The organism is Massilia sp. Root335, from assembly GCF_001425685.1.
Lineage (GTDB): Bacteria > Pseudomonadota > Gammaproteobacteria > Burkholderiales > Burkholderiaceae_D > Telluria > Telluria luteola.
The window spans coordinates 20,899-34,485 of record NZ_LMCY01000019.1 but is presented as its reverse complement, the minus strand read 5'-3'; the positions used below and the strand labels follow the sequence as shown (position 1 = coordinate 34,485).

Genomic DNA, 13,587 nt, shown 5'->3' with positions numbered 1-13,587 from the left:
GGGGAGCCCACCCTACGGCAACCGGATCCTTCCGCTGGCCCGCGCATCAACCGAATCGGCAGGGTGGACACCCCGTGCCCACGCGCGCAACGTCACAACTTCGCGGAATCGAACCCCACCCGCACCGCGCCCCAGTGCCGGCCGCCGATGTCGAGCGGCATCGACAGGTCGTTGATCACCTCCCCCGTATCGCGCAGATAGGTCTGGAACAGGAACGGCTTGCGATTGGCCGCCAGCTTCGCCCCGACCGGGTCGTCGAAGATGCGCTTGTTGCGGCAGTAGACGAGGTCATGCTCGCGGCGCCCCGTCGGCGCCTGCGAGAACTTGCCGTTGTGGGCCGGCGCATAGCCGCGCGTGTCGACCGCCAGCGCGTACGCGCAGCCCGGCAGGCCGGCCAGCACGCGGTCGTACAGCGCCTGCAGGTCGGCTTCCACGGTACGGTCGTACCCTGTCGTGAAGCGCGGCGGGTCGGAACCTTCGATCGGCCGGTACGCCTGGTCGAAGATGTCGACGCCGCGCGCCAGATGGCCCGCGAGGCAGCGGCCGACGGCGTCGCGCAGCTGCGTCGTGGCCTCGACGAGGCCGTCGAACGGCGTGCCGCCCGTGCGGAACTCGGCCAGCGCGCCCTGCATCTCCTCGGTGGTCGCGCGCACCTCGTCGACGCGGCGCGACGCGTCGGCCATCGCCTTGCCCGTCTCGGACGCATTCGTCGCCATGTCGCCCACCTGGCGGCCGATCGACTGGCTCACGCTGTCCAGCGACTGCATCGCCACGGCCATCTCGTTGACGGTGCCCGTCATGCGCTCAAAGTCGGCGACAAAGGTCTTGAAGTGGCCGGCCGCCAGCCCGACCTCGCGTGCGGACACGTTCACGCCGTCCAGGATGTCCTGCGTGGCGCCGGTGGTCGATTCGACCAGCGTGCGCATCTCGCTGTTGACGCCCGCGATCTTGGACGTCTCCTCGTTGACCAGCTGCGACAGGCGCCGCACCTCGGCCGCCACGACGGCGAAGCCGCGGCCGGCCTCCCCCGCGCGCGCCGCCTCGATCGCGGCGTTGATGGCCAGCAGGTTGGTCTGGTTGGCGATGCGCTGGATGATGCCGCCGAATTCGCTGATCGAGCGCGCGTGGCGATCGAGCTCGCCGACCGTGCGCGCGAAGCCGTCCACCTTGTCCTCGATGGCGCGCATGCGCGCCTCCAGGTGCATCAGTTCATCCATCGACGCGCGCGCCACGGCCAGGTTGCGGTCCGCGGTGCCGGCGATGTCGTCGGTGCCGGCCTTGACGCTGGCCGACAGCGCCGTCACGTCGCGCGCCGACGCCGCCAGCGCGCGCGCGGCCGCGTACTGCTGGCGCGCCTTGTCGAGCGACTGGTCGACCTCCTTGCGCAGGCGCGCCGCGTTGATCGCGGTGCGGATGCTGCCGTCGCGCGCATTCAGCACGAGGCTGCGCACGCGCGCCGTCATGCCGGACCGTCCGGCCGGCGCGAACGCCGACGCGGACGGCACCAGCGTCGTCTTCAACCAATTCAACATACCTGTCTCCCGGTGGTCGGCTCATTAGTTCGGCGGCCGATTTTATTTGAGGAAAATATAACTGCATTCTGGATACATGTCATCATTCGGCAAAAATCAATACCCTGTCTAGCCAAATCGGGTAGGCACCGGCAACACGTCGTATTTACCACACGAATTATCCTAGAATGGCCCGTCGCCACTTTCCACGTGCTCCCGCCTTGAAGTTCTCGATCGGCCACCGCCTGTTCGTATCCGTCCTGCTGGCGATCCTCGCCGTGGCGGCTGCCGCCGTGTTCCTGTTGCGCCAGAACGTACTGGCCGGCTTCGGCGACTACGCCGTCGGCATCGAACTGGACCGCCTGGAAGAACTGTCGACCGCGCTCACGCGCCAGTACCGGGCCGGCGGCGGCTGGGATTTCATTCCCGCCGAGGCCCGCCAGGACTGGATCGCGCAGGAGCTCGCGCGCCTGCAGCGCGCGCGCGAGGTTGGCGCGCCGGCCATGCCGGCGGAGCCCGCGGCACCCGTTGCGGCGGAGGCGCCCGTGCCGCCCGTGCCGCCCGTGCCGCCTATGCCGCCGGCACCGCCGCTGCCGCCGCTGCCCGGCCCGGATGTGCCGGACGGTCCCGCCGCGCCCGCAGCGCCGGCAGGGCCAGTGCCCGACCCAAACCCCGGCCCGCTGCCGCTGGCACGCCGCATCACCCTGCTCGACGCGCACGGCGCCTGGCTCGCGGGCCGCCGCCCGGGTGCCGCGACCGCGCTGGCCCGGCGCGCGCTCGAGGTCGACGGCCGCACGGTCGGCTACCTGGCCGTCGCCCGCGGCGCCCGGCCTAGCGACGCGCTGGCCTACGCCTTCCTGCAGCAGCTCACCAGCAGCCTGTGGCAGATCGTGGCGCTCGCCGTCCTGCTGAGCGCCGTCGCGGCCGTGCTGCTGGCGCGCCACTTCCGCCGCCCGATCCGGCAACTGGCCGCGGGCAGCCGGGCGCTGTCCGACGGCCATTTCGACCTGCGCCTGGACGCGCGCCGCAGCGACGAACTGGGCGACCTGGCGCGCCATTTCAACGCGCTCGCGGCCCGGCTGGCCGGCGCGGAAGCCGCGCGCCGCCAATGGGTCGCGGACACGTCGCACGAACTGCGCACGCCGCTGGCCGTGCTGCGCGCCCAGCTCGAAGCGCTGCAGGACGGCGTGCGCAGCGCCACGCCGGACACGTGGGACGCCATGCTGCGCCAGGTTCTCGCGCTGAATAAGCTGATCGACGAGTTGTACGCGTTGGCGCGCGCCGACGTCGGCGCGCTCGATTGCAAGCCGGTAGCGCTCGACCTGTGGGCGCTCGCCCGCGACCAGGCGCGCGGCTTCGAGACGCGGCTCGCGCTGGCCGGTCTCGCGCTGGAACTGGGCCCCGAGCCGGCGACGGCAACCGTGTGCGCGGACCCAGACCGCATGCGCCAGGTGCTCGACAACCTGTTCGAGAACAGCCTGCGCTACACGGCGCCGGGCGGCCGCGTCCATCTGCACGCGCACGCGGACGGCGGCCGCATCCGCCTGCACCTGGACGACAGCGCGCCGGGCGTGCCGGACGACGCGCTCGCGCGCCTGTCCGAACGTTTTTATCGCGTCGACGCGTCGCGCAGCCGCGCCCACGGCGGCGCCGGCATCGGGCTCGCGCTGTGCCGGCGCCTGGTCGACGCCCAGGGCGGCACGCTCGCCTTCGCGCATGCGCCGCTCGGCGGCCTGCGCGCCACCATCACCTTGCCGCTCGCGGGAGACGCCGCATGACCGCACGCATCGCCATCGTCGAGGACGAGCCGGAACTGGCGGCACTGGTCGCCGACTACGCGCGCGCGGCCGGCTACACGGCCGCCGTATTCGCCGACGGCGCCGTCGCGCTGGACGCCATCCGGGACGATCCGCCCGCACTGCTCGTGCTCGACCTGATGCTGCCCGGCCTCGACGGCCTGTCCCTGTGCCGCGCGCTGCGCGCCGACGCGGACCCGGTGCTGGCCGCGCTGCCCGTCGTGATGGTGACGGCGCGCGTGGAAGAAATCGACCGCCTGCTGGGCCTCGACGCCGGCGCCGACGACTACCTGTGCAAGCCCTTCAGCCCGCGCGAACTCGTCGCGCGCATCAAGGCGATCCTGCGCCGCGCGGGACAACCGATCCCCGTCATCGCGATCGACACGGCCGCGCGCCGCATCGCCGTCCACGGCAAGACGCTCGACCTGACGCCGACCGAATACGGCATCCTGGCCGCGCTGGCGCGCCGTCCCGGCCAGGTGTTTTCGCGCGCCCAGCTGCTCGATGTGGCGCGCGAAGGCAACGCGAGCCTCGACGTGACGGACCGCGCCATCGACAGCCACGTCAAGAATCTCAGGAAAAAACTGGACGCCGTGCTGCCCGGCGTGGACGCCATCCATTCGATCTACGGGCTCGGTTACCGTTTCGATCCCTGATCCGCAATCTTCATTTTTTCTCCACAATCCGGATGCACGATGCACACATGGCCCGCCGCGCCGCGCGGGCCGCGACAAGGAGAACATGATGAACGCTGCCACCCTCGCCCTCCCCCTCCTGCTGGGCGCCGCCACGCTGCCCGCGCCGGCGCAGACGACGACGGACGAGCATGACCAGGATGCCCATGTGTACGTGAGCATCCACTGCAAGACCGACACCGGCAAGTGCAAGGCGCCGCCCGCACCCCCTGCTCCGCCGGTCCCGCCCGCGCCGCCGGCGCCTCCCGTGCCGCCTTCGCCCGACGCGCCCGCGGCCGGCGCCCCGCCCGCCCTGCCCGCCATCCCGGCCGTGCCCGCGGTGCCGCCCGTCCCGGCGCCGCCGCCGCCGCCCAGGCTACCGCCGGTCCCGGCCGGGGCCCACGCGGCCTGCGCGGCCAGGCCCACCGGCAGCACGCTCACGTGGGACCTGGGCGGCGGCGAAATCATGCAGGGCGTCTGCGCCAGGCGGCACGGCAAGATGGTGTTCGTGCTGCGCAGTTACGAGCTGAACGGCTGACGCCGGGGCGGCCGCGCCTCGACTTTCGCGGCACGATTGGGTATGCTGCGCCGCATGTCCCTCTCGTGCCACCCAGGCCCACTGCCGCGCGAGAAAATCCTGGCCATCATCGACACCGACAACACACCGTGAGCATCCCCGATCCCGACCCGCGCCCGCAGCCGCCCATCGAACCCGCGCTGGAGGATTGCTGCGGCTCGGGCTGTCCGAACTGTATCTTCGACGTGTACCAGATGCTGCTCGCGAACTACAAGGAGGCGCTGGCGGCATGGGAGGTGCGGCATCCGGAGGCGGTGGAGAAGCCGGGACAGGAATGACGGGCGCCTCGTTGGCGCCCATTCGACCGTTGACTCCTGCCAAATCGCCATAAACCGGGCTCTGTCAACATGCCTCGTTAGTCAACGACGGCGGCATCATGGCAATCGACGCATACCTGCAAATCGACGGCGTCAAGGGCGAGTCCACTGACGACAAACACAAGGGCTCGCCTGCCAGTTCTTTGTCGATGTCCACACTTCAATAAGCGCTGGCGCGGTGCCGGGCGCCTTCTTCAGCGCTCCGTGTTTGACAGCCGGCGTTCAGCAAAGCGGCCAGCGATGAAGTCCACCAGCGCGCGAACGCGATTGGGGACGAAGCGTCCGCTAGGCAGGATTGCGTGCAAGGGATACGGATCTGTCCCCCATTCGGCCAGCAGCCGCACCAGGGCGCCGCTTTGCAGATCACGCCGCTGTTCGATCTCGGTCATGAAGATGATTCCGGCTCCCGCAACGGCCCATTGGCGTGCCATCGAGGCGTCATCCACGACCCGGTCGCCGCTGACCCTGACCGTGGTCCACTGGTCGTTCTGACCGAAGCGCCATGAGTTGAACGTGCGCCCGGCGCGCATGAATGCGATGCAGTTGTGGTCCACCAGGTCTGTAGGTGTAAGTGGCGTGCCGTGACGACGCAAGTAGTCGGGGGAAGCGCTGAGAACGGGGTGCGCCAGCGACAATTGACGGGCCACGAGGCGAGAGTCGCTCAACTCCCCGTACCGAATCGCGAAGTCTATCTCGTCTCGCAGCACGTCGAGCAAGCGGTCGCCAACATTGAGCGTCAGCTTCACCCCGGGGTGAAGGTGCAGGAATTCATCAAACATCGGCATCAGTACGGTCCGGGCGAGGTCCGACGGTGCCGAAACACGTACCGTGCCCACCAGCGCGCCGCGTTCGGCATCGAGCTGGGACTCCCCCTCCGCCAACAGCTCGAACGCGCGCTGGGCATACTCCAGCAGGATTTGACCTGGCGGCGTGAGCCGCATTGCACGCGTCGAGCGCTCGAAGAGCCGCGTCCCCAACTGAGTCTCAAGTCGCTTCAGCGTTGCGCTGGCCGCCGCCGGCGTGATGCCGAGTGCCCGCGCAGCCGCGGTCAACGACCCGCCGCTGACCGTGTACAGCAACACCTGGAGGTCGCCTATATTTTCAATCCTGGTTTGAAAGTGATGCATTAGAAGGGCCTCTTATCAAGCGCAGCTATTTTACCTATATTACCTTCCATCGACATCACTTAAGCCAGGAAAGGAAAGTGCCATGAAAGCTGTTGCTTATCAAAAGAACTTGCCCATCAATGCGCCGAAGGCGCTCGAGGACGTGGAACTGCCCGCTCCGGTGCCCGGTGCGCGTGACCTGCTGGTGCGCGTGCACGCGGTCTCGGTCAATCCGGTCGACACCAAGGTGCGCGCCGCCAGCGCGCCGGCCGCCGGCGAACGCAAGGTGCTCGGCTGGGACGCCGTCGGCGTCGTCGAGGCCGTCGGCGCGCAGGCCACCGGCTTCGCGGTCGGTGACCGCGTCTGGTACGCCGGTTCGATCAGGCGCCCGGGCGCCAACAGCGAGCGGCATGCGGTGGACGCGCGCATCGTCTCCAGGGCGCCCAAGTCGCTTTCGGATGCGCAAGCCGCGGCGTTGCCGCTGACGGCCATCACCGCGTGGGAGCTGCTGTTCGACCGGCTGCGCATTGCCCAGGGCGGTGGCGAAGGCCAGACGCTGCTGGTCGTGGGCGGCGCCGGCGGCGTGGGCTCGATCCTGATCCAGCTGGCCCGGCAGCTGACCAAGCTGCGCGTGATTGCCACGGCGTCGCGTCCGGAGTCGCGTGAATGGTGCCTGGAGCTGGGTGCGCACGCGGTCATCGATCACGCCACGCCGCTGTCGCAGGCGCTGCGCTCGGCCGGCATCGAGCAAGTGGACTACGTGGCCTCGCTCACGCAGACCTGCACGCACTACCAGGAGATCATCCAGAGCCTGAAGCCGCAAGGCGCGCTGGCCGTCATCGATGACATGGAAGGGTTGGACCCGATCGCGCTCAAGAACAAGTCGTTGTCGCTGCACTGGGAGCTGATGTTCACGCGCTCGATGTTCGAGACGCCTGACATGCACGAGCAAGGCATTCTGCTGGGGCGCGTGGCTGAGCTCGTCGACGCCGGCCGCGTCAGGACGACCGCCAACGCCGTCTTCGGCCGCATCAACGCCGAAAACCTGACCCGTGCCCATGCGCTGATCGAAAGCGGCAAGGCCGTGGGCAAGATCGTGCTTGAAGGCTTTTGATTTCGGACGCACCGCATACCAGCACTCAAACGCATAACTTCATTTCAAAGGAACTCATCATGTCTCAACACCACGCTCCCCAAGTCCAGACCAAGGCTTCCATCACGCGCGACAGCGCGCTGGCGCTGGCCGTCGCCGCGCGCGACGCGGCCACCAAGACCGGCCTGAATCTGGCCATTGCGATCACCGACGAAGGCGGCCACCTGATCGCCTTCGAGCGTGCCGACGCGACGCCGTTCCTGGCCGCCGAAGTGGCCGTCAACAAGGCTTGGACTGCCGCCTCCTTCGGTCTGGACACAATGATCTGGAACCAGGTCGTCGCTCAGCCGGCCACGGCGCCGCTGGCCAACCATCCGCGTGTCATGCCGGTGGGCGGCGGCGTTCCCATCGTGGTGGGCGGTCGTGTGGTCGGTGGCATCGGCATCTCTGGCGGCAATGCCCAGCAAGACCACGACGTGGCTGTCGCTGCGCTCACGGCCGCTGGCTTCGAGGTGGCCAAATGAGCGCAACCATCGCGCGGCGCGCCGCCGGCGTCGTGCTGACCGCGGCGGCACTGGCGGCCTCGACGGCGGGCAGGGCGGCCACTCATCTCGATGTTGCTTCCGCCACCGTCGACTTATATGCGCGCATGACTGCGCGGGACCTGGCTGGCGTCCTGCGCTACATCCCTGCGGCCGGATTCACCGAGATCGACCCGTCGGCACCTTCGGTTCACGTCCTGAAGCCCGCGGCGTTCGAGGCGCTGTTCAATTCGGATGCGGTCATCAAGCTACGCGCCGAAGACGTGAACGTGCAACGCTTCGGAAGCACTGCGGTCGTAACGGGCGTACGTCTTGGCTCGGTAGGCCCGAAGGACAAGCCGTCCAATGAGCTGCGGGCGCCGTTCACGATGGTTTGGACCAGCGACAACGGTAGCTGGCACCTGCGACACATCCAGCTGTCTTACTGAGACCGTGGGCGAGGTGGCAACACAGTGCCAAGCAGTCGCCCAATTTTTGCCGTCAAAGGTGAATTGACCATATGGCAGGGGTTGGGCGATGAAGCGCTTGGAACGGCAGATGAGGTCGAGGTGCATTTGAACGATGTCGCGCAGTGGAGGCAACGCTGGAACAGGCCTGGCCTGGCCGGAATCAAGACACACCGCGATCTTGACAGTCGCCCAACTTCGCCCCACCATCGTCGACGCCACCTCTTCGCCGACTCCCATGCCGACCACCCACATCCGCCCCGCCACGCCCCTTGATGCCGCACGCATCTGCGCCATCTACAACCACTACGTCACGACGACGACCATCAGCTTCGAGGAAGAGCCGGTCGCCGAACCGGACATGGCGCAGCGCATCGCCGATGTCGGCGCCGCCGGCCTGCCGTGGCTCGTGCTGGAAGTCGACGGCGCGCTGGCCGGCTATGCCTATGCCACCAAATGGCGCGTGCGGCCCGCGTACCGGCACGCCGTCGAGAGCACGGTCTATCTCGACGGCGCCTGGGCCGGGCGCGGTTTCGGGCGCATGCTGTACGGCGCCCTGCTCGATGCCTTGCGCACACGCGACCTGCACGTCGTCATCGGCGGCATCGCGCTGCCCAACGATGCCAGCGCCGGGCTGCACGAGGCGCTCGGCTTTCGCAAGGTCGCGCACTTCTCGGAAGTCGGCAAGAAGTTCGGGAGATGGGTCGACGTGGGTTACTGGGAACGCAAGCTCGCCTGACAGTCCTTCGAACCAGAACTGTCGGATGACGCAGTAAGTGAAAAGTCGGGTACTAATTGCAAAGGCCTTTTTCACTATCTCTGTCATCTCGGGCATAGCGAGGTGACGAACAAATTGAAAATTTCCGGCTGATGCGCGTTAAATACTGAAAAATTCCGATGGCCTGGCGGGACGTATCGACAGGCTTCCAACGACCGGACGTAGCCGTTGTCGTCAAACGGTTTTGACTTCAAAAACCCGCACACGCAATCGGCGGCGTATCAACGCGATCCAGCGTCATCGGCGCTTGTGATGGCGTCAGATTTACTCGTTCAATGCATGTGTACGGCAACAAGTTTTGCCGTGTTTTTACGCATGTGATGGCCGGAGCTGAGCTGTGTGGATCACATGCGAAGCCATTGCTTTCAAGTTTTCCGATCGCTAACGACATCTCCATGCGAGGTTGTACGAGGGCGCGCACATCGTTTGAAAATCGCTCGTTGTTGACGGTATAGCAGCCGGAGAGAAACAGTAGGGATCCACCTATTAAAGCTAGTCTCTTCATATTTTCCCAGTCATAGATCGCTCAGGCCAAAGGCCGGTTGTGACCGAACTCGGCCGTTCAGCTCAGCATAGCAGGTTGCTGAAGCGAAAAAGTCACGAACGGTCACGACCGGCCGGAACCGACCCAAAGCGGACTCTTCGAGCCGCTTACTTGGTGAAAGACATTTGCCAAGTAGGCTCGCTGCAGGAAACAACATCAACGATGTGATTGAGACAAAACACGCCCCAATGGGTCATTGGGCCGGGATAGCTGTCACTCGCAAACGTTGCTTGCTCGACGAAATCCAAGTAACGCGATTTCGTGTACTTAACGAAATTTCTTCCCTCAAAAACCTCATACTCATCTGTAGTCACGTAGCTTTCGTTTCGTATCGAATAGGCTACATAATCCGGCCACTCCACAGTGAAAATCCTGCAGCCGGCAACGTGCCTAATCGGGCTCCCCAAAGGCAGACCGCGCTCTAGGGATTCCTTGAGTGGACGTGCTTCGGCCTCAGGATCATGCAGCGTTGCCGCTTCCAATATTTCGAGACGCAACGAATTTTCTTCAGGTTCGCCGATGCTGTTTAGAAAAAGCCATTTACAGGAACTGATTTCGCTTACGAAATTCGACATAGTGGTCAGTAGAGGAGCTTTCATTGATAGTGGAAATGGCTAATGTCTGCTTGTGGCCGAAATCAGTCCATCACTGACCGGCAGGAATCGACCCGAAGCGGACTGTCGCAATGTTGAGATGCAGAACCTACGAGACCCACTCCAGCTGCTCTGCCGGAGCTTTTGCGCCATCAGCAAAGTGTCTTGCAAGTTTCTTACTAAGACAAATACAGGCGGTCTCTTCCTCCCAATTCAGCAGCTCGGGGTTCGGAACAGATTCTAAAATTCTGTGCTCGAAAGATTGAAGATCAAATTCAACAGTCCCCCACTGGGATTTAGCAATCGAGTCAGTGGTGAACCGATAGCGGGCACTTGTTGAGGACGATTCGATAAGTCGAGCGTAAAAATGACGGACACTCAATTAATTTCCTTTAGCTATCTGTGAGAACTAACCTGCAGCGCCGCCTCTATCCGTCTGCTTCTGGCCCAGGCTGAGCAAAAACGCAAACTGAAAGGTGCGCCGCGAAGACCCGACTCTGAAAACGCGCGCTACGGCGTCTTCTCGAGGTCGGGAATGGTAACGAGACCCCTGAAAACATGCCGATTCCACGTTTTTACACAGCCTCGGCCGGAAGCGGCCTTTCGTCGAGTGTACGCAGGCATTGCACTTGTCGCAACAAAACCTCTCACCAAGCCGATTTTTCACTAACTTCGTCAGCAGTTTTTCACTAACTTGGCACATTTTTCACTTTTCGTGTCACCCGACAGAACACGCTTGTTTGCGCACCAACATTTCGACTATACTGGAAATATGGAAAACAAAGATGCCATCACGGCGCTCGCTGCGCTCGCCCAGGAATCTCGGCTGGCCACCTACCGCCTGCTCGTGCAGGCCGGCCCGGACGGACTCGCCGCAAGCAGGATCGCGGAAGCGCTCGGCCTGCCCGCCTCCTCGCTGTCGTTCCACCTCAAGGAGCTGACGCACGCGAACCTCGTCGTGCCGCGCCAGGAAGGCCGCTTCGTCATCTACGCCGCGCGTTTCGACACGATGAACGACCTGGTCGGTTTCCTCACCGAGAACTGCTGCGGCGGCCAACCCTGCGGCTCCGCGTGCGGCGCCTGAACCATTCTTTCACCCCACTCATGAACGTACTCTTTCTCTGCACCGGCAACTCCTGCCGCTCCCTGATCAGCGAAGCCGTCTTCAACCACCTGGCGCCCGCCGGCTGGCATGCCATCAGCGCCGGCAGCCAGCCCACCGGCAAGCTGAACGAACGTGCGCTCGCGCTGCTGGCCGCCAAGGGCGTGCCGACCGGTGGCTATTTCAGCAAGTCCTGGGATGGCCTGCCCGTCACGCCCGACGTCGTCGTCACCGTATGCGCCAGCGCCGCCGGCGAGACGTGCCCGGCCTACCTCGGCCCCGTGCTGCGCACGCACTGGGGCGTCGACGATCCGAGCCACGTGACCGGCACCGAACAAGAAATCGACGCCGCGTTCGAGCGGGCCTACGCGATCCTGCGCGCGCGCATCGACGCCTTCCTGGCGCTGCCGCTCGACCGCCTCGCAGCGGACCGCGCCGCGTTCAAGGCGGCGCTCGACCGCATCGGCGGCATCGACGCGTGATGCTGGCGGCCCTCCTCATCTTCCTCGGCACGCTGGTCCTCGTGATCTGGCAGCCGCGCGGCCTCGGCATCGGCTGGAGCGCCGCGGCCGGCGCCGCCGTCGCCCTGCTCGCGGGCGTGATCCATGCCACCGACATTCCCGTCGTCTGGCACATCGTCTGGAACGCCACCGGCGCGTTCGTCGCCATCATCGTCATCAGCCTGCTGCTCGACCGCGCCGGCTTCTTCGAGTGGGCCGCGCTGCACGTCGCGCGCTGGGGCGGCGGCAACGGCCGGCGCCTGTTCGTGCTGCTGGTGCTGCTCGGCGCGGCCGTCGCGGCGCTGTTCGCGAACGACGGCGCGGCCCTGATCCTGACGCCGATCGTGATCGCGATGCTGGCCGCGCTGCGCTTCCCGCCGCGCGCCACGCTCGCCTGCGTGATGGCGGCCGGCTTCATCGCCGACACGTCCAGCCTGCCGCTGGTGGTGTCGAACCTCGTCAACATCGTGTCCGCCGATTATTTCGGCATCGGCTTCGCGCGCTATGCGGCCGTGATGGTGCCGGTGGACCTCGTCGCGGTGGCGGCGACGCTCGCCGCGCTCGTCGCGTTCTACGGCCGCGACCTGCCGGCGACCTACGATCTCGCCCAGCTCAAACGCCCGCGGGACGCCATCCGCGACCGCGCGACGTTCATCGCCGGCTGGTACGTGCTGGCGCTGCTGCTGGCCGGTTTCTTCTGGCTCGAACGCGCGGGCGTGCCGATCAGCGCGGTCGCCGCGATGGGCGCCGTCGTGCTGCTGGCCGTCGCGGCGCGCGGCCACGTCATTTCCACGCGCGCCGTGCTGAAGGGCGCGCCGTGGCAGGTCGTCGTGTTCTCGCTCGGGATGTACCTCGTGGTCTACGGCTTGCGCAACGCCGGCCTCACCGACTACCTGACGGCGCTGCTGGCGCGCAGCGCGGCGCACGGCACCTGGGGCGCGGCGCTGGGCACGGGGTTCACGACCGCGCTGCTGTCGTCGGTCATGAACAACATGCCGACGGTGCTGGTCGGCGCGCTCGCGATCGACGCCGTCCCGGCCAGCGGCGCCGTGCACGAGGCGATGGTGTACGCCAACGTGATCGGCTGCGACCTCGGTCCCAAGATCACGCCGATCGGCAGCCTCGCTACCCTTCTGTGGCTGCACGTGCTGGCGGACAAGGGCATCCGCATCTCCTGGGGCCAGTACTTCCGCACCGGCGTCGTGCTGACCCTGCCGATCCTGTTCCTGACCCTGGCCGCGCTGGCGCTGCGGCTGGCCTGACGCATTCAACGAGACGACCATGAACAAGCTCCCCGACCTGCCCAACATCGATCCCGAACGCCTCGACCTACCGACCGCCGCCAAGCTGGAACCGGTCGGCGACCTCGATCATCCGCCGCGCATCCTGATGCTGTACGGCTCGCTGCGCGAACGCTCGTTCAGCCGCTTCCTGACCTTCGAGGCGGCGCGCATCCTCGAACACTTCGGCGCCGAGGTGAAGATCTTCGATCCGGCCGAACTGCCGATGGCCGGCAGCGTGCCCGAGACGCATCCGAAAGTGGTCGAGCTGCGCGCGCTGTCCCTGTGGTCCGAGGGCCAGGTGTGGTGCAGTCCGGAGCGCCACGGCGCGGTCACGGCCGTCATGAAGAACCAGATCGACTGGATCCCGCTGGACCAGGGCGGCGTGCGCCCCAGCCAGGGCCGCACGCTCGCGGTGATGCAGGTCTGCGGCGGCTCGCAGTCGTTCAACGTGGTCAACACGCTGCGCCTGCTGGGGCGCTGGATGCGCATGTTCACGATCCCGAACCAGTCGTCGGTGCCGATGGCGTACAAGGAATTCGACGACGCCGGCCGCATGCGCCCGTCCGCGTACTACGACCGCGTCGTCGACGTGATGGAAGAATTATTCAAGTTCACGCTGCTCACGCGCGGCCGCACGGATTACCTGATCGACCGTTACAGCGAACGCAGCGAACGCGCGCGCAAGGCGATCGACCGGCAGATCGTCAAGCTGTAGCGCGCGCCGC

15 protein-coding genes are annotated in these 13,587 nt (G+C 66.2%); 12 read left to right on the top strand and 3 right to left on the bottom strand.

What is annotated here, in order from left to right:
* Nucleotides 1-92 precede the first annotated feature (92 nt).
* Nucleotides 93-1,532, bottom strand: a complete 1,440-nt coding sequence (locus tag ASC93_RS11860) for a methyl-accepting chemotaxis protein (RefSeq protein WP_157201875.1) — start codon at nt 1,530-1,532, stop codon at nt 93-95.
* Nucleotides 1,533-1,732: 200 nt separating this feature from the next.
* Between ASC93_RS11860 and ASC93_RS11855 the strand changes: the two genes are divergently transcribed.
* From ASC93_RS11855 to ASC93_RS11840, 4 genes are all read left to right on the top strand, one after another.
* Nucleotides 1,733-3,289 (top strand): ATP-binding protein, encoded by a 1,557-nt coding sequence (locus tag ASC93_RS11855; RefSeq protein ID WP_056441673.1) that lies wholly within the window; start codon nt 1,733-1,735, stop codon nt 3,287-3,289.
* A complete protein-coding gene (locus tag ASC93_RS11850; RefSeq protein ID WP_056441670.1) occupies nt 3,286-3,963 on the top strand; it encodes a response regulator in 678 nt (225 codons plus the stop codon). Before ASC93_RS11855 ends, ASC93_RS11850 begins: the two co-directional genes overlap by 4 nt.
* Before the next feature lie 88 nt (nt 3,964-4,051).
* Nucleotides 4,052-4,519 (top strand): hypothetical protein, encoded by a 468-nt coding sequence (locus tag ASC93_RS11845; RefSeq protein WP_056441667.1) that lies wholly within the window; start codon nt 4,052-4,054, stop codon nt 4,517-4,519.
* A gap of 128 nt (nt 4,520-4,647) precedes the next feature.
* Nucleotides 4,648-4,836 (top strand): oxidoreductase-like domain-containing protein, encoded by a 189-nt coding sequence (locus ASC93_RS11840; protein ID WP_056441664.1) that lies wholly within the window; start codon nt 4,648-4,650, stop codon nt 4,834-4,836.
* 233 nt (nt 4,837-5,069) lie between these two features.
* Here ASC93_RS11840 and ASC93_RS11835 read toward each other — a convergent pair whose 3' ends face one another.
* Nucleotides 5,070-6,002, bottom strand: a complete 933-nt coding sequence (locus ASC93_RS11835) for a LysR family transcriptional regulator (RefSeq protein ID WP_056441661.1) — start codon at nt 6,000-6,002, stop codon at nt 5,070-5,072.
* Between the two features lie 82 nt (nt 6,003-6,084).
* On the opposite strand from ASC93_RS11835, the gene ASC93_RS11830 reads away from it, so the two are divergent.
* The 4 genes from ASC93_RS11830 to ASC93_RS11815 all read left to right on the top strand — a co-directional run bounded on the left by ASC93_RS11830 (nt 6,085) and on the right by ASC93_RS11815 (nt 8,801).
* Entirely contained in the window at nt 6,085-7,095 is a 1,011-nt protein-coding gene (locus ASC93_RS11830) for a zinc-binding alcohol dehydrogenase family protein (protein WP_056441658.1), read from the top strand.
* A 59-nt stretch (nt 7,096-7,154) separates the two neighbouring features.
* Nucleotides 7,155-7,598: a heme-binding protein gene (locus ASC93_RS11825; RefSeq protein ID WP_056441656.1), complete on the top strand. Its 444-nt coding sequence runs from the start codon at nt 7,155-7,157 to the stop codon at nt 7,596-7,598.
* Nucleotides 7,595-8,044, top strand: a complete 450-nt coding sequence (locus ASC93_RS11820; protein WP_056441653.1) for a nuclear transport factor 2 family protein — start codon at nt 7,595-7,597, stop codon at nt 8,042-8,044. Before ASC93_RS11825 ends, ASC93_RS11820 begins: the two co-directional genes overlap by 4 nt.
* 256 nt (nt 8,045-8,300) lie before the next feature.
* Nucleotides 8,301-8,801, top strand: a complete 501-nt coding sequence (locus ASC93_RS11815; RefSeq protein ID WP_056441650.1) for an arsinothricin resistance N-acetyltransferase ArsN1 family B — start codon at nt 8,301-8,303, stop codon at nt 8,799-8,801.
* 690 nt (nt 8,802-9,491) lie between these two features.
* Here ASC93_RS11815 and ASC93_RS30685 read toward each other — a convergent pair.
* Nucleotides 9,492-9,983 (bottom strand): hypothetical protein, encoded by a 492-nt coding sequence (locus tag ASC93_RS30685; protein ID WP_157201874.1) that lies wholly within the window; start codon nt 9,981-9,983, stop codon nt 9,492-9,494.
* Nucleotides 9,984-10,749: 766 nt separating this feature from the next.
* Between ASC93_RS30685 and ASC93_RS11810 the strand changes: the two genes are divergently transcribed.
* The 4 genes from ASC93_RS11810 to arsH are packed head-to-tail and all read left to right on the top strand — an operon-like array spanning nt 10,750 to nt 13,577.
* A complete protein-coding gene (locus tag ASC93_RS11810) occupies nt 10,750-11,061 on the top strand; it encodes a helix-turn-helix transcriptional regulator (RefSeq protein WP_056441646.1) in 312 nt (103 codons plus the stop codon).
* A gap of 20 nt (nt 11,062-11,081) precedes the next feature.
* Nucleotides 11,082-11,561, top strand: a complete 480-nt coding sequence (locus ASC93_RS11805; protein ID WP_056441644.1) for an arsenate reductase ArsC — start codon at nt 11,082-11,084, stop codon at nt 11,559-11,561.
* Nucleotides 11,561-12,841 (top strand): arsenic transporter, encoded by a 1,281-nt coding sequence (locus tag ASC93_RS11800; protein WP_056441641.1) that lies wholly within the window; start codon nt 11,561-11,563, stop codon nt 12,839-12,841. Before ASC93_RS11805 ends, ASC93_RS11800 begins: the two co-directional genes overlap by 1 nt.
* A 19-nt stretch (nt 12,842-12,860) precedes the next feature.
* Entirely contained in the window at nt 12,861-13,577 is a 717-nt protein-coding gene (arsH, locus tag ASC93_RS11795; RefSeq protein ID WP_056441638.1) for an arsenical resistance protein ArsH, read from the top strand.
* Nucleotides 13,578-13,587 lie beyond the last annotated feature (10 nt).

Bases quoted from the DNA above. Each gene is read 5' to 3' on its own strand.
- ASC93_RS11845 (WP_056441667.1), top strand. From the start codon at position 4,052: ATGAACGCTGCCACCCTCGCCCTCCCCCTCCTGCTGGGCGCCGCCACG.
- ASC93_RS11800 (WP_056441641.1), top strand. From the start codon at position 11,561: ATGCTGGCGGCCCTCCTCATCTTCCTCGGCACGCTGGTCCTCGTGATC.
- ASC93_RS11850 (WP_056441670.1), top strand. From the start codon at position 3,286: ATGACCGCACGCATCGCCATCGTCGAGGACGAGCCGGAACTGGCGGCA.
- ASC93_RS11815 (WP_056441650.1), top strand. From the start codon at position 8,301: ATGCCGACCACCCACATCCGCCCCGCCACGCCCCTTGATGCCGCACGC.
- ASC93_RS11810 (WP_056441646.1), top strand. From the start codon at position 10,750: ATGGAAAACAAAGATGCCATCACGGCGCTCGCTGCGCTCGCCCAGGAA.
- ASC93_RS11835 (WP_056441661.1), bottom strand. From the start codon at position 6,002: ATGCATCACTTTCAAACCAGGATTGAAAATATAGGCGACCTCCAGGTG.
- ASC93_RS11825 (WP_056441656.1), top strand. From the start codon at position 7,155: ATGTCTCAACACCACGCTCCCCAAGTCCAGACCAAGGCTTCCATCACG.
- ASC93_RS11820 (WP_056441653.1), top strand. From the start codon at position 7,595: ATGAGCGCAACCATCGCGCGGCGCGCCGCCGGCGTCGTGCTGACCGCG.
- ASC93_RS11830 (WP_056441658.1), top strand. From the start codon at position 6,085: ATGAAAGCTGTTGCTTATCAAAAGAACTTGCCCATCAATGCGCCGAAG.
- arsH (WP_056441638.1), top strand. From the start codon at position 12,861: ATGAACAAGCTCCCCGACCTGCCCAACATCGATCCCGAACGCCTCGAC.
- ASC93_RS11860 (WP_157201875.1), bottom strand. From the start codon at position 1,532: ATGTTGAATTGGTTGAAGACGACGCTGGTGCCGTCCGCGTCGGCGTTC.
- ASC93_RS11805 (WP_056441644.1), top strand. From the start codon at position 11,082: ATGAACGTACTCTTTCTCTGCACCGGCAACTCCTGCCGCTCCCTGATC.
- ASC93_RS30685 (WP_157201874.1), bottom strand. From the start codon at position 9,983: ATGAAAGCTCCTCTACTGACCACTATGTCGAATTTCGTAAGCGAAATC.